The sequence below is a fragment of the Streptomyces polygonati genome (assembly GCF_042650325.1).
GTDB lineage: Bacteria > Actinomycetota > Actinomycetes > Streptomycetales > Streptomycetaceae > Actinacidiphila > Actinacidiphila polygonati.
The window spans coordinates 1-13,486 of record NZ_JBHSBB010000021.1 but is presented as its reverse complement, the minus strand read 5'-3'; the positions used below and the strand labels follow the sequence as shown (position 1 = coordinate 13,486).

11 protein-coding genes and 2 CRISPR repeat arrays are annotated in these 13,486 nt (G+C 68.5%); of the genes, 10 read left to right on the top strand and 1 reads right to left on the bottom strand.

Annotated elements, in window-relative coordinates:
- The first annotated feature begins 200 nt into the window (after positions 1 to 200).
- Positions 201 to 917 carry an HNH endonuclease family protein gene (locus ACFO3J_RS27205; protein WP_386434564.1) on the top strand — a complete coding sequence of 239 codons (717 nt, stop codon included), beginning with the start codon at positions 201 to 203 and terminating at the stop codon, positions 915 to 917.
- Positions 917 to 1,129, top strand: coding sequence for a hypothetical protein (locus ACFO3J_RS27200; RefSeq protein WP_386434561.1), 213 nt, complete (start codon positions 917 to 919; stop codon positions 1,127 to 1,129). The genes ACFO3J_RS27205 and ACFO3J_RS27200 overlap by 1 nt, the downstream gene beginning before the upstream one ends.
- 108 nt (positions 1,130 to 1,237) lie before the next feature.
- A CRISPR array of direct repeats spans positions 1,238 to 2,598; the repeat unit is 30 nt; unit sequence GTTGCTACCCCTCGCAGGGGCGATGAGGAC.
- 636 nt (positions 2,599 to 3,234) lie between these two features.
- Here ACFO3J_RS27200 and ACFO3J_RS27195 read toward each other — a convergent pair.
- Positions 3,235 to 3,441, bottom strand: coding sequence for a hypothetical protein (locus tag ACFO3J_RS27195; protein WP_386434559.1), 207 nt, complete (start codon positions 3,439 to 3,441; stop codon positions 3,235 to 3,237).
- A gap of 1 nt (position 3,442) precedes the next feature.
- On the opposite strand from ACFO3J_RS27195, the gene ACFO3J_RS27190 reads away from it, so the two are divergent.
- The 8 genes from ACFO3J_RS27190 (at position 3,443) to cas2 (ending at position 11,342) form a co-directional block, all read left to right on the top strand.
- Positions 3,443 to 3,853: a CRISPR-associated endoribonuclease Cas6 gene (locus ACFO3J_RS27190; RefSeq protein ID WP_386434556.1), complete on the top strand. Its 411-nt coding sequence runs from the start codon at positions 3,443 to 3,445 to the stop codon at positions 3,851 to 3,853.
- 71 nt (positions 3,854 to 3,924) lie between these two features.
- Positions 3,925 to 5,349, top strand: coding sequence for a hypothetical protein (locus ACFO3J_RS27185; RefSeq protein ID WP_386434553.1), 1,425 nt, complete (start codon positions 3,925 to 3,927; stop codon positions 5,347 to 5,349).
- Complete coding sequence (gene cas7i, locus ACFO3J_RS27180; protein ID WP_386434550.1) at positions 5,346 to 6,401, top strand: type I-B CRISPR-associated protein Cas7/Cst2/DevR; 1,056 nt, start codon at positions 5,346 to 5,348, stop codon at positions 6,399 to 6,401. The genes ACFO3J_RS27185 and cas7i overlap by 4 nt, the downstream gene beginning before the upstream one ends.
- A gap of 93 nt (positions 6,402 to 6,494) precedes the next feature.
- Positions 6,495 to 7,172 carry a CRISPR-associated protein Cas5 gene (gene cas5 / locus ACFO3J_RS27175; protein WP_386434548.1) on the top strand — a complete coding sequence of 226 codons (678 nt, stop codon included), beginning with the start codon at positions 6,495 to 6,497 and terminating at the stop codon, positions 7,170 to 7,172.
- Positions 7,169 to 9,595, top strand: coding sequence for a CRISPR-associated helicase Cas3' (gene cas3, locus ACFO3J_RS27170; protein WP_386434546.1), 2,427 nt, complete (start codon positions 7,169 to 7,171; stop codon positions 9,593 to 9,595). Before cas5 ends, cas3 begins: the two co-directional genes overlap by 4 nt.
- Positions 9,592 to 10,089: a CRISPR-associated protein Cas4 gene (locus ACFO3J_RS27165; RefSeq protein ID WP_386434544.1), complete on the top strand. Its 498-nt coding sequence runs from the start codon at positions 9,592 to 9,594 to the stop codon at positions 10,087 to 10,089. Before cas3 ends, ACFO3J_RS27165 begins: the two co-directional genes overlap by 4 nt.
- 1 nt (position 10,090) lies before the next feature.
- Positions 10,091 to 11,071, top strand: coding sequence for a type I-B CRISPR-associated endonuclease Cas1b (cas1b, locus tag ACFO3J_RS27160; RefSeq protein WP_386434542.1), 981 nt, complete (start codon positions 10,091 to 10,093; stop codon positions 11,069 to 11,071).
- A 7-nt stretch (positions 11,072 to 11,078) separates the two neighbouring features.
- The gene (cas2, locus tag ACFO3J_RS27155; protein ID WP_386434539.1) at positions 11,079 to 11,342 is read left to right on the top strand and encodes a CRISPR-associated endonuclease Cas2; all 264 of its coding nucleotides are present in this window, start codon (positions 11,079 to 11,081) and stop codon (positions 11,340 to 11,342) included.
- A 141-nt stretch (positions 11,343 to 11,483) separates the two neighbouring features.
- A CRISPR array of direct repeats spans positions 11,484 to 13,313; the repeat unit is 30 nt; unit sequence GACCTCATCGACCCTCGGAGGGGTCACAAC.
- Positions 13,314 to 13,486 lie beyond the last annotated feature (173 nt).

The window sequence follows — 13,486 nt, the reverse complement described above, 5'->3', positions numbered from 1 at the left end:
TGAAGGTACGTTGGGGTCGAGCGTCGGCCTTGTGTTGTCCGGTGTCTGGTCGGGGCGCCGCTGACAGGGCCGGTACGGACCTTACCGCGGAGCGGATCGTTGCTCGTCCGCTGTGAACTCACCTGACGCGGACGTCAATTTGGGTGATAGGTGCTGTTGGCGAGGAATGCGGGATCGTGTCGCCGGGATAGGCCCTTCACATGAACCTTCTCCGCACTCGGCATGCCTTCGCCGCCGTGGCCGTGCTGGCCGCTGGTCTCACCGCAGGGGTTGCCGCGCCGGTTCCGGCAGCCGACCACACGCTTGCCGATACCTCTCACGCCGCCACTGCCGCAGCGGTACCGCGCGTCATCACGCCCGCGGCCCTGCAGGAGCCGTCTCCGGCCGACACCGCCCGGACCGAGCTCGCGCAACTCACTGTGGCCGAGCCGCACTCCATGGCCGGCTACTCCCGGGCGAAGCTCCCGCACTGGATCACCCAGCACGGCGCCTGCGACACCCGCGAAGTGGTACTCCAGCGCGACGGGCAGGACGTCAAGCAGGACGATCAGTGCCGCGCTATCTCCGGCACCTGGACCAGTCCGTACGACAGCAAGGAGATCACCTCCGCCTCCATGATTGACATCGACCACGTGGTGCCGCTGGCAGCCGGTTGGCGTGCCGGAGCCGATGAGTGGACCACCGACCAGCGCCGCGCCTTCGCCAACGACCTGACCCGCCCCCAGCTCATCGCCGTGTCCGCCTCCAGCAACCGGCAGAAGGGCGACCAGCCCCCGGACCAGTGGCGCCCCCAGCGGTCCTACTGGTGCACCTACTCCCGGGCCTGGATCGACGTGAAGGATTTCTACAACCTCAACGTCACCGGGGCGGAAATGGATGCTCTGGCCGAGATGCTCGACACCTGTCCCACCCTCTGATGCCCACCCCGCAGCCGCCGGCCCGGCTTACCCACCGGGTCCAGGCGGGGCCCGGCGGCGCGATGACCGTCGAGGTCGGCGTCATCACCGGCGACCTCACCGTCAGCACCACCGACCTTGGCACTCACGCCGAGATCACCATCCAGTACACGAGCGCAGACGACTGGTACCACCTCCAAGGCAGCCCCGCGCCATGCCGCAGGCGGGCCTAACCGCCCTCCACCACGCCATCGTGGAAGCGATCCGCTCCAGCGGCGCCACAGGGCTTCCACACTAACGACCCGCGAAGGAAGCAACAGCCTCAGCCGACGACGCGTCAAGTTGCTACCCCTCCCAGGGGCGATGAGGACGGGTCGCCCCCCGCATCGGCACGGTGGCCGCTCTCCGTTGCTACCCCTCGCAGGGGCGATGAGGACCGGCGAGCTGCCCCGACTGCAGGGGCTGGATGCCGCGTTGCTACCCCTCGCAGGGGCGATGAGGACCCGGTTCGCCACCCTGGTCAGCCTGTTCGCCGCGATGTTGCTACCCCTCGCAGGGGCGATGAGGACCCCACACCACCGGCCTGCGCGCCCTTGAAGCCGCCCTGTTGCTACCCCTCGCAGGGGCGATGAGGACGGTGCTGGCTATGACGCCGTGGACATCGCCCACGTGGTTGCTACCCCTCGCAGGGGCGATGAGGACTGGTGCGCCGGGTGGCCACGCACCCGGGTGCCGTACTGTTGCTACCCCTCGCAGGGGCGATGAGGACCACGGAGGCCGCCATCGTCGCCCGCGAACTCGGCCGGTTGCTACCCCTCGCAGGGGCGATGAGGACGGCGCGATGGCGAGGGCGCCGGTGATGGCGTCGTCATGTTGCTACCCCTCGCAGGGGCGATGAGGACGCCCAGCCGCTGAGGAACACAGCGATCGACGGGGTGAGTTGCTACCCCTCGCAGGGGCGATGAGGACCCCTCACCGCCCCTGGTGTAGCGGTACTCCAGGTCGTGTTGCTACCCCTCGCAGGGGCGATGAGGACCCCTCACCGCCCCTGGTGTAGCGGTACTCCAGGTCGTGTTGCTACCCCTCGCAGGGGCGATGAGGACTCCCGGCCTCGCGCAGATCACCGGCCGGACCGACCTGTTGCTACCCCTCGCAGGGGCGATGAGGACCAGCGCGTTCGCCAGCGGCCAACTGGAGCGCTCCATGTTGCTACCCCTCGCAGGGGCGATGAGGACACGGGCGGACCATCGCGGCCACCGCGAAGGGGATCGGAGTTGCTACCCCTCGCAGGGGCGATGAGGACACCGGCCTCCTGGTCGCCGCCGCCGAACACCTCGGGTTGCTACCCCTCGCAGGGGCGATGAGGACTGGTTCACGCCGTCGCGGAGCCAGCGCTCGCCGCAGCGTTGCTACCCCTCGCAGGGGCGATGAGGACAACACAACCGGCCGCACCACCTGGCTCGTCCGCTGCCCGTTGCTACCCCTCGCAGGGGCGATGAGGACCGGAAGGAGTGTCTCGCAGACGCTCTGCGGTGGGAGTGTTGCTACCCCTCGCAGGGGCGATGAGGACCCGGCGGCCGCCAGTTGAGCACCCCGGTGAACCGCGCGTTGCTACCCCTCGCAGGGGCGATGAGGACAGGCACTCGGGATCGAGGAAGGCGCCCGAGCCGTCGTTGCTACCCCTCGCAGGGGCGATGAGGACCCCACGGTAAAGCCGCTGGTCGTGGGCACGGTTGCGGGTCGGCAGGAGCCGCATTTTTCAGTGGGTCGTCGGTTGTGTCGGCAACCCGGGCGTGGCGCTGAAATTACTGGGCTACGGGGGGTGACGAAGATGTGCCATGCGGGTCTCCGTGTGGGGTGTATCTGGCTGCCGGACCCCTTGAAGGGGCGATGAGGTGTGCCTCCGACGGTGGTCGCAGCGGAAGCTCAGGCAGTTGCTACCCCGTTGGCTCGCGGTTGACGGGTCTGAAGGTGGAGGCTGATGCACAGGCCAGCGTAGCGAAAGTCATTTTGACTGCAGTATGCACTACCTGATCCGTCGTGCCTGAGTTTCCGCTGTTTCGCTGGGAATTCTACCGAGGAGGGCTAGCGTGTGCAGTCGAGTTGGTGGCTGCGTGGGCCGGGGTTCCCCACTGTCGCAGTGACCACTGACAACGCTGTTCGGCTGCTGCTCAGTTGCTGGTCGTGGGCTTGGGATCGAGGGGGCGGGTGTTGTGCGGCTGCGGTTGACCTTCCATACGGGGGCGCGTGAGCTGGGTTGGGGTGAGGTTCTGGCTCCGGGGCGTGCGTTGTCGTATGCGTTGTTGGAGCGGAGTGCGCCGGAGTTGGGAAGGGTGCTTCACGCGAAGGGGTGGGGGCCGCACGCGATGGTGCCGTTCGGGTATGGGGCGCCGGTTTTTCCTGCGGCCAGGCGGCGCCGGGGTGTGTACGCGGCGGATGGGCCCGGGGTTGTGGAGCTGGGGAGTCCGCTGCCGGAGGTGGTGGAGGGGTGGGCGGCGGCATTGGCGTCGATGCCGGTGCTGGCGTGGGGTGCGACCGCGTTCATCGTGGACAGGATCGAGGCCGTCCAGGCTCCGGTTTTCGCGTCGGGGCGGGCGGTGTTCAGGACGGTGACGCCGGTGGTGATGAAGTCGTCGGGGCGGGACGAAGCCGGGGAGCGCGTTGGCCGGCAGGCGTGGTGTCTGCCGGGTGAGCCGGAGTGGGACGTCTACGTGCAGGGCAACCTGCGGCGCAAGGCGGAGACGCTGGGCCTGGACCCGGATGTGACGTTGGAGGGTGTCGGTTGGGTCGGGCCGAAGCGGTCCTTCGCTGTGGCGGGTGCCGGTGGCGCGGGGGGAAAGAAGCCGGGCGCTTGCGTGGAGGTCTCGGTGTCGGGGGCGCCGGAGACGCTGTCCGCGATTGCCTCGTGGGGCGTGGGCCAGGCCAACAGCGCCGGTATGGGGTGGATCGGTGGATGACCTGCGGAATGCGCTCGGGAGCTGGGGCTTACCGGGCTGCTGGTTCACAGGCGTTGGGAGGAGCGGTGGAGATGGCTGAGGTGTCGCATCAGCAGTCGTCGGTTGTGCTGACTGCGAGTCCGTTGCAGCGGATCGGGGCGTTTGCGCTGGCCGGGCTGGCCGGTGTCGAGCACCCGCAGGAGTTGACCGGTGAGATGTTCACTCGGGCCGTGGACGGCATGACCCGGGACCTGGTGGGCACCGTCCGGGTCGCGAAGGCTGCTGATCCTGGTGGTTTCTGGCTGGGGGCCAGCTACATGCTGTGGCCGAACTCGAAGTTGAATCCGACGGCGCGGGGCAGGCAGGCGCCCGAGGAGCGCGAGAGGCTGATCCGCGAGTGGCGGGTCCTGGCGGGGCCGGCCGACTGGCCTGGGGTGCCGTGCGCGTATTGCGGGCGTGCGGCGTGCGGGTGGTTCGGGAAGGTCGATATTCCGCTGGGCGCGAGCATCGGGCACCGCAACACCACCGCGCGGGGCCACGATGGGACCGCGCTGTGCTACCCGTGCGTGGCCAGCTTGTGGGCGTTCCCCTACGGTGCGGCCCTGTCGGGCGGGCGGGCGGCGGTGATCCACTCCTGGGACGACGGCTTCCTGGCTGACATGACCCGTACCGCGGTGGCCCGCACCCGGCAGGCTGCCGTTGCCGGGGCGGCCAAGGGGCCCAAGCCCTCTGCGTACGCGCGGGAGTTGGCGGTGCTGTCCGCTGTGCGTGCCTACGGCCGGCGGATCACCTGCGGTGTGGAGCTGATCGTGCTGTCCAACTCGAACAAGGAGCAGCTCCTGGTGACCCAGGAGCTGGGGCAGCCCGTTGCCGAGTGGCTGCGGTCCACTCAGCGGGATTCGAAGCGCCGTGCCGGTTACCCGGCGCTGGTGGCCACGCAGGGGACCAAGCAGGTGCCGGGCGAGGCGTTCTTGGCCAAGCGGGCTTTCACCCGTCCGGCGCAGGTCCTGGACTTCACTGTCGGGCGCTTGCTGGCCGAGGTTTCCGCGACCGTGCTTGTTCCGGCGCAGACGCCGGCGCTGGCTCCGCTTGTTTACTCCTACTGCCGTGAGGTGCTGACCATGGACGACAAGGACGTCGAACGGATCGGGGAGCTGGCGCGGCGGCTCGCCGCGCTGCTGGGGCAGGACAGCCGTCCGGGGCCGTTCCGGGACTTCATCCGGGCGAACTCCAAGGGCGGGAACCTGTACGGGTGGTTCCGTTCCAAGGGTGTGGAGTGGCTGCTGTTCCCGCGGCCTGCGGAGACATCGCCGGTGCTGTTGCCGGTGCGGGATTACCGGCTGCTGTTCGAGGACGAGCGTGCCTGGTCCTGGCGCCGGTTGCTGGTGTTCGCGGTGCTGGAGGCGCTGGCAGAGGCCGGCTGGCAGCCCAAGGGCTCGCAGCAGGAACTCCAGGAGATCAAGGACGACCTGGCCGGCGCCGCCGGCGCCGACAACGAGGAAGAGGTGGGGCAATGACGTTCCTGGTGGGGCAGAGCATCCTGGAGGTCAAGGCCGGGGCCCCCAACAACGGCCGTGGCGAGGACAACCGGGGCATGGTCAAGCAGTTCAAGACCGGCCGAGACGTGTACCCGTACGTGTCCGCTCAGGCGAGCCGGCGTTGGCTTCGCGACAGCCTGCCGGCTGGTGAGGCCACCTCGCCGGTGGTGCGCAGCGGAGAGGGAAAGAAGCAGCAGGCGTACACCGGCGGCCGTCCCGACCTGTACGTGGACGATGACCTGTTCGGTTACATGATCGCGGTCAAGGCGGACGAGGACGGCGCCAAGAAGGGCGAGTCCAAGACGTTCATGCGGGACACGGTCCTGGCGACCGGCACCCTGGTCGCGGTGGTGCCGACCGTACCGGTCATGGACTTCGGCACGATGAGCCGCGACATGGGCCCGGACGAACACCCGGTGATCCACGAGCACGAGATGTACACCGCGGACCTGGCAGGTGACCTGCTGCTGGATCTGCCGCGCGTGGGCGCCTTCGAAACCGGGGGCAAGAGCGCCAAGCCTGCTGTGCCGGAGCCGGTGGCCGCCGCCGTGGTCGAGGGCGGCGGCAGCCGGATGACGCTGCGCGGGGTGGACTGCGTGCGGCTGCCCCTGGCGGAGCGCCGCCGCCGGGTCGCGGTGCTGCTGCGCACGATGGCGGTCGTCAAGGGCGGCGCCAAGCAGTCCGCGCACTACGGCGACCGCACGCCCGGCCTGCTGATCCTCGCGCCGCTGCTGGGCGGGACCAACCCGTTCACCCGGGTGGTGCGGGAACGCGAGCGCACCACGTACTTCGACGCGGACATCCTCCGCGAGGAGATCGAGGCATGGTCCGGTGAACTGGACGGACCCGTGCGCATCGGATGGGCCCCTGGCTTCCTCGGTGGCCAGCGCGACCGCGCCCGAAGCGACCTCGCCGACCTCATCAAGGGCGAGAAACTGATCTTCGGACACCCGCGCACGGTGCTGAACGGCCTCGCCGACGAGTTCGAGGCGGGCGCCCACGACGAGTGGTTCGAAGACCCCGCCGCGTAAGCAGCGGTTGCTGCCACGGTATCCGATTTGACCCTTTGAGGGGACACCGCCCGTTCCGGCGATCCGCGCCGTCCGCCCGCGAGGAAGCGAGCCATGACCCCTGCCCTGGAAGTGACCGCCACAGCCCCCATCGTCAGCTTCCGCAATCCGCTCTACGCCGGGCTGCAGGTCCAACTGCCCTGCCCCCCGCCCTCCACCGTCGGCGGCCTGCTGGCCGCAGCAGCCGGCGGGTGGGACCGCGTACCCCACCGGACCCGGTTCGCCATGGCCTTCCACGCAGCCGGAGCTGGCACCGACCTGGAGACCTACCACCCCCTCGGCGCCCCCGGCACCCCCACCAACACCACCATCAAAGACCGCGACTTCCTGGCCCTCACCACCCTCACCGTATGGATCACCGAAGACCTCGACCTGTGGGAGCAGGCCCTGCGCCGCCCGGTCTGGCCGCTGCGGCTCGGCCGCAGCCAGGACCTGACCGCTGTCCGCACCCGACGCGTCGAACTGGCCGCATCCGCCGGCAACCAGGGCCACGCCATCGTCCCCGAGGCCCTGCCCGGGGCGGTCGGCACCCGGATACGGCTGACCACCGCCATCTCCCCGGACCGTGCCCACACCCAATGGGACGGCTACCGCTACGCGACCGCCGGCGCCCGCACCCGCATCGACGCTGGCCTGGCGACCGCGCACGGCCAAGCCGTGGCGCTGCTCCCGCCCGTCCACCCGGCCGGCCTGACACCGCCCGCCGGACAACCCTGGGGACCGCAACGTTGAAGCAACTGCGCGCCAAGAGCCCCAGCACCCCAGGGCAGCCAGGCGAGCTGCTGACCAGCCACCTGCTGAACACACTGCAGGCGCTGCTGCGGATCCGTGACCGGACCGGTGACATTCCCGGCACGCCGCCGGGCTTCTGGACCTGGGCGGCTCTGGCCTGCCTGCTGCACGACGCGGGAAAACTGCCCGACGGATTCCAGCGCATGATCGGCAACACCAACCAGCAGCCCGTGGTCTGGGGTGAGCGCCACGAAGTGCTGTCCCTGGGATTCGTCGGGCTGCTCCTGGCGGACCTGCCGGCCGGGCAGCGCCTATGGGTCGCCACCGCGATCGCGGGCCACCACCGCTCCTTCACCTGCGGCCTGGAACCCACGCGGAAACTCCCGGTCTTCCACCAGTACGGCAACGACCAGCCCGAAGACCTCGCCGCCAGATTCACCCCAGCCGACCAGGCCCGCCTGACCGAACTGCTGGAGTGGCTGCACACCACCGCCAGGCGGTTCTCCCTGCCGGCCGGCGAGGAATCCCCACGCGCAGGCATGGACGAACTCACCAGCAGCTCCCACCAGCTGCTTCAGGAGCTGATGGACCGCTGGGAGCCGGCACTGCCAGCCCGGGACACCGACGGGAGAACCGCGGTCCTGCTGCTGGGAGCGGTCACCATGGCCGACCACCTGTCCTCGGCCCACTCACCCCTGCACACCCGGCACCCGCTGACCGCCGACTACCCCACCCGCCTGGCCAAAAAACTCGCCGAACGGGGCCACCTGCTCCGCCCCCAGCAGGAACGGGCCGCCCAGGTCGGCGGCCACTTGCTGCTGCGCTCCTGGACCGGCAGCGGAAAAACCGAGGCAGTCCTGCTGTGGGCCGTCACCCAGATCGCTGACCTGTCGCAGCGCACCCGCGCCAACCCCCGCGTCTTCTACCTCCTGCCGTACCTGGCCAGCATCAACGCCATGGCCGAACGCCTGAGCACGGAGCTGGACTCACCGGAAGGCATCGGCGTCGCCCACTCCAAGGCCGCCTCCTACCACCTCGCCCGCGCCCTGGCCGACGGCTGCCCCGACACCACCGCCACTCACGATGACCCGTCCGATACCGCGGACGCGGCAGCCAAGGCCCACTCCCGCGCCGAGGCGACCAGAAACTTCCGGGAACTGGTCCGGGTCGGTACGCCCTACCAGCTCCTGCGCGGCGCGCTGGCCGGACCGGTGCACTCCAGCATCCTGACCGACAGCGCCAACTCCGTGTTCGTCCTGGACGAACTGCACGCCTACGACACCCGCCGCCTCGGCATGATCCTGGCCATGATCCGGCTCTGGCACGAACTGGGCGGACACATCGCGGTAATGTCCGCGACCCTGCCCACCGCCCTGGCCCGCCTGGTGGAAACCACGCTGGACCACCAGGTCCAGCTGGTCGAGGCACCCGACGACGCGCCCGCACCGGTACGCCACCGCCTCCACACCCGCCAGGCTCATCTCACCGAGAAGACCTCCCGCGACGAGATCCGCGACCATCTCACCGCCGGCCGTTCCGTACTGGTGGTGGCCAACAACGTCCGCGACGCGATCACCCTCTACCAGGACCTGCAGCCGCTGTGCACGCAACTCTACGGGCCGGACTCCGCGTACCTGCTCCACTCGCGGTACCGCCGGATGGACCGCACCGCCATCGAAACCGGCATCCTGCGACGCTTCGCAGCCGGCCAACCCCGGCAGCCCGGCCTCCTAGTGGGAACCCAGGCACTGGAAGTCTCCCTCAACATCGACCTGGACGTGTGCCACACCTCAGCCGCGGACCTCGAAGCCCTCATCCAGCGCTTCGGCCGCGTCAACCGCCTCGGAACCCTTGCACCCGCACCCGTCATCGTCCACCAACCCGCCTACACCACCCGGCGCGACAGCCGTCCACAACTGTGGGCCGACGGAGTCTACGAGGCCATACCCACACAGCTCGGCTGGGACATCCTCACCCGCCACGACGGCCAGACCATCGACGAGCAGATCATCACCGGCTGGCTCGACGAGATCTACCAGGGCCCCTGGGGCGAACGCTGGAAAACCAACGTCGAACAGCACCAGCACGACTTCCACCAGGCATTCCTCACCTTCACCCTACCCTTCGACGACCGCTCCCACCTCGCCCGGCGCTTCGACGAGCAATTCGACGGCACCGAGGCAGTCCTGGCCGATGACCGCGACCACTACAAGGAAGCCCTCGACCAAGGCCCCGACAAGAAGACCGGCCGCCTGCACGCAGACCAGTACCTCATCCCCCTGCCGGCCTGGGGAACCGCACTCACCCAGTACGACAAGGCCCTGAACGTCCGCATCATCGACGCCGACTACGACCCCCAACTGGGCCTGCTGGCCATCCACCGCGAATCCCGCCAGACCTACACGCCCGGGGAGGTCCTGTGATCAGCGAGGACGACGTCGGCGGCGTCCACATCAAATACCTGTACCACTGCCCCCGCCAGCTGTGGCTGTACCTGCGGGGCATCCGGCCCGAACACCTCAGCACCACCGTGCAACTCGGCGAAGCCGTCCACGACACCTCCTACACCCGCAACACGCCCGTCGACCTCGGCGCCGCGAAACTCGACTTCATCGACGGCAGCCACTGGGTCCACGAAGTCAAATCCTCCTCTCGCCCCAGCCCCGCCGACGAGGCCCAAGGCCGTCACTACTGCCTGCGCCTGCACGCAGTCGGAATCGATGCACAAGGCGCCGTCCTCCACTACCCCAAAACCAGACGCACCCAGCGCCACCTCTACACACCCGAAGCCGCCGCCCAGGCCCGAACCGACATCGCCGATGTCCTCACCCTCGCCTCGACTCCGGCGTCTCCCGGCCGCCTGGCACGCTCGGCATGCCGCGGCTGCAGCTTCACCGACTACTGCTGGACGGAATGACATGCCCGCTGCCGCCCGCACGTACTGGCTGACCAGCCCGTGCCGCATCCGCCGCAAAGACGAGTCCCTGATCATCGAACGGGACAACGCCGACAACGTCCACATACCCGTCACCGACGTGCGCGACATCGTCGCCTGCGCGGAAACCGACCTCAACACCGCAGTCGTCTCCCTGCTCAACCGCCACCGCATCAACGTCCACCTGCTCAGCTACTACGGCGACTACGCCGGCTCACTGCTCACCTCCGAGACCAGCACCTCAGGTGAAACGGTTCTCGCTCAGGCCAGAACCGCACAAAACCCGCAAGCCAGCCTGGCCATCGCCCGCAGCATCGTCGACTCCTGCGCTTTCAACGTCCGCCGAGTCGTCGACCGCAAACTCCTGGCCCGGCCCTACGCCGTACTCCAGGAGTCCGTCAAAGTCAGTACCAGCTCTGCCCAGCTCATGGGCGCCGAAGGCACCTTCCGACGCTCCGCCTGGGAGGTCATCGACACCAAACTCCCCGACTGGCTCCAACTCGCCGGCCGAAGCCGCCGACCACCCAGGAACGCCGGCAACGCCTTCATCAGCTACGTCAACGGCATCACCTACGCACGCGTCCTGACCGCCGTACGGCTCACCCCGCTCCACAGCGGCATCGCCTTCCTCCACAGCAGCATGGAACGCCAGCGACACTCACTGGTCCTGGACCTCTCGGAGATGTTCAAACCCCTCTTCGCAGAACGCCTCCTGCTCCGCATGTCCGGACGCAACCAGCTCAAAGAGCACCACTTCGACCGCGACACCAACCAGGCCATGCTCAGCGACACCGGCAGAAAACTCGTCGTCCAGACAGTCCGCGACGAATTCGCCGTCACCGTCGCCCACCGCAGCCTGAGCCGCAACGTCGCCTACGACGAACTGCTCTACCTCGAAGCCCTCGCCCTCACCCGGCACTGCCTGGAGGGCACCGCGTACAAACCCTTCCGGATCTGGTGGTAGCCCCGGCATGTACGTCGTGGTCGTCTACGACACCCTCGCCGAACGCAACCCCAAGATCCTGCGGACCTGCCGCAAATACCTTCACCACGTCCAGCGCAGCGTCTTTGAAGGCCACCTCAGCGACGCCCAACTCCGCCGATTCCACAGCAACGTCGAAGACGTGCTCGACCTCAGCTACGACAGCGTCCTCGTCTACACCTTCCCACCAGGCGCCATTCCGCAGCGTCTAGAGTGGGGCGCAGTTGAGCCCGTCCCGAGCGACATCCTGTAGACCGCACCTGCTTGAGCACGGCCAGTACTCCGCACATTTTTCAACGCCACACCGGGCCGGCGTGCACGACCGGCGGTCTGCTGCAAAAACGCTTGGCAAGCGGCCTGATCAAGCCGCTTTGACCTGCGGCTTTACTGTGGGGACCTCATCGACCCTCGGAGGGGTCACAACCTGGCGGATGTGCATCCGACCGACCTGACCAGCCCCGGGACCTCATCGACCCTCGGAGGGGTCACAACGGCATGCCGCAGTTGCCCTCGCACCAGTACGCGGCGTGACCTCATCGACCCTCGGAGGGGTCACAACCTGTCCGGGTCCTTCGGGTTGTAGCCGGTGATCGCGACCTCATCGACCCTCGGAGGGGTCACAACTTGCCGATGGCGGCGGCGCGGGCGAACCCGGTGGCCGCGACCTCATCGACCCTCGGAGGGGTCACAACAGGAACAGGGCGACCGGCTGCCCCGTGTCGGCCGCGGACCTCATCGACCCTCGGAGGGGTCACAACGGACAGAGGGCCCGCGAAGGTGACGGACATGACCGGGGACCTCATCGACCCTCGGAGGGGTCACAACCCATCCTCCGCAGCCCCAACGTCCGCTCCCACAGCCGGACCTCATCGACCCTCGGAGGGGTCACAACATGCCGAGCCGGAAGGCGGGGATGCGGGAGCAGTACGGCGACCTCATCGACCCTCGGAGGGGTCACAACATCCGCTTTGGGCCGTGGGCGATCAGCCCGGCCCAGGGGACCTCATCGACCCTCGGAGGGGTCACAACTCTTTCCGGAGGGCGGGGGTGCCCTTCTCCAGGCGACCTCATCGACCCTCGGAGGGGTCACAACCCGAAGGCCAGCTGCTCGTCGCCGACCGCTGCGAGGACCTCATCGACCCTCGGAGGGGTCACAACAAGTCCAGCAGGTTGCCGGGCAGGTCGAGGATCGCGCGACCTCATCGACCCTCGGAGGGGTCACAACATCCGCACCACCGGCGTCCGCTACGACGTCATCGCCGACCTCATCGACCCTCGGAGGGGTCACAACATCAGTGGCGCGGGGCTCACTCGAACGGCCGTTCCGGACCTCATCGACCCTCGGAGGGGTCACAACGCGGTGCCCTGCCGGTAGGAGCCGCAGCGGCCGACCCGACCTCATCGACCCTCGGAGGGGTCACAACAGGACACGGTGACCTGGCGCTGGTAGCTGCGCACGTCGACCTCATCGACCCTCGGAGGGGTCACAACACTACAGCGGCAACGCCGACGAGGAATTGCCCCCGGCGACCTCATCGACCCTCGGAGGGGTCACAACGGGATAGGCCACCACCGGGAGAGGTAGGTGACCACCTGACCTCATCGACCCTCGGAGGGGTCACAACCTGAACTGGCGGATCGCGTCGCGGCGCCGGTCGACGGGGGACCTCATCGACCCTCGGAGGGGTCACAACTGCTAGCTGACGAGGACGCCCGGGCCAGCGACCTGCCGACCTCATCGACCTTCGGAGGGGTCACAACGCGAGTACGGCGGTCACCGAGGAACCGAGCGGGCGGACCTCATCGACCCTCGGAGGGGTCACAACTTGGCGATGGCGATGACGGCGGAGAGCGGGTCGTCCGGACCTCACCGACCCTCGGAGTGGTCACAACTAGAGCAGGGCAGTACGACGGCCGCGGCGCCAGCGGGACCTCATCGACCCTCGGAGTGGTCACAACCCGATGAGCGAGGAAGAGGGTGCGTGGGTGCGCGGGGATCTCATCGACCCTCGGAGGGGTCACAACAGTTGACCACGGCCCACCGCGGTCACACCTCGGCCGACCTCATCGACCCTCGGAGGGGTCACAACTTCACGACCGCCACGGGGATGACCGACGAGAGCGCGGACCTCATCGACCCTCGGAGGGGCCACAACGTCGCCACCATCGTGGCGGCAACGGTGCTGCCGTTGGAGACCTCATCGACCCTCGGAGCGGTCACAACAGCGCATCCGCACCAAGCGATCGATGTATAGCTCGGTCCGGCTGCCACGGCGAAATCAAACTCGCCTTCCGCCGCCGTGTCACTCGCCGCGGAGGTGCCACGAAGTGTCGGCGACGGCTGAAAAGTGGACCAGTGGCGGCGCTTGAAAGTTGACCCCCTCCAGGGGTCTGGCT

Coding starts and splice junctions, on each gene's coding strand:
- cas7i (WP_386434550.1), top strand. CDS start 5,346: ATGACGTTCCTGGTGGGGCAGAGCATCCTGGAGGTCAAGGCCGGGGCC.
- cas5 (WP_386434548.1), top strand. CDS start 6,495: ATGACCCCTGCCCTGGAAGTGACCGCCACAGCCCCCATCGTCAGCTTC.
- ACFO3J_RS27205 (WP_386434564.1), top strand. CDS start 201: ATGAACCTTCTCCGCACTCGGCATGCCTTCGCCGCCGTGGCCGTGCTG.
- cas1b (WP_386434542.1), top strand. CDS start 10,091: ATGCCCGCTGCCGCCCGCACGTACTGGCTGACCAGCCCGTGCCGCATC.
- ACFO3J_RS27200 (WP_386434561.1), top strand. CDS start 917: ATGCCCACCCCGCAGCCGCCGGCCCGGCTTACCCACCGGGTCCAGGCG.
- ACFO3J_RS27185 (WP_386434553.1), top strand. CDS start 3,925: ATGGCTGAGGTGTCGCATCAGCAGTCGTCGGTTGTGCTGACTGCGAGT.
- ACFO3J_RS27195 (WP_386434559.1), bottom strand. CDS start 3,441: ATGAACGCGGTCGCACCCCACGCCAGCACCGGCATCGACGCCAATGCC.
- cas2 (WP_386434539.1), top strand. CDS start 11,079: ATGTACGTCGTGGTCGTCTACGACACCCTCGCCGAACGCAACCCCAAG.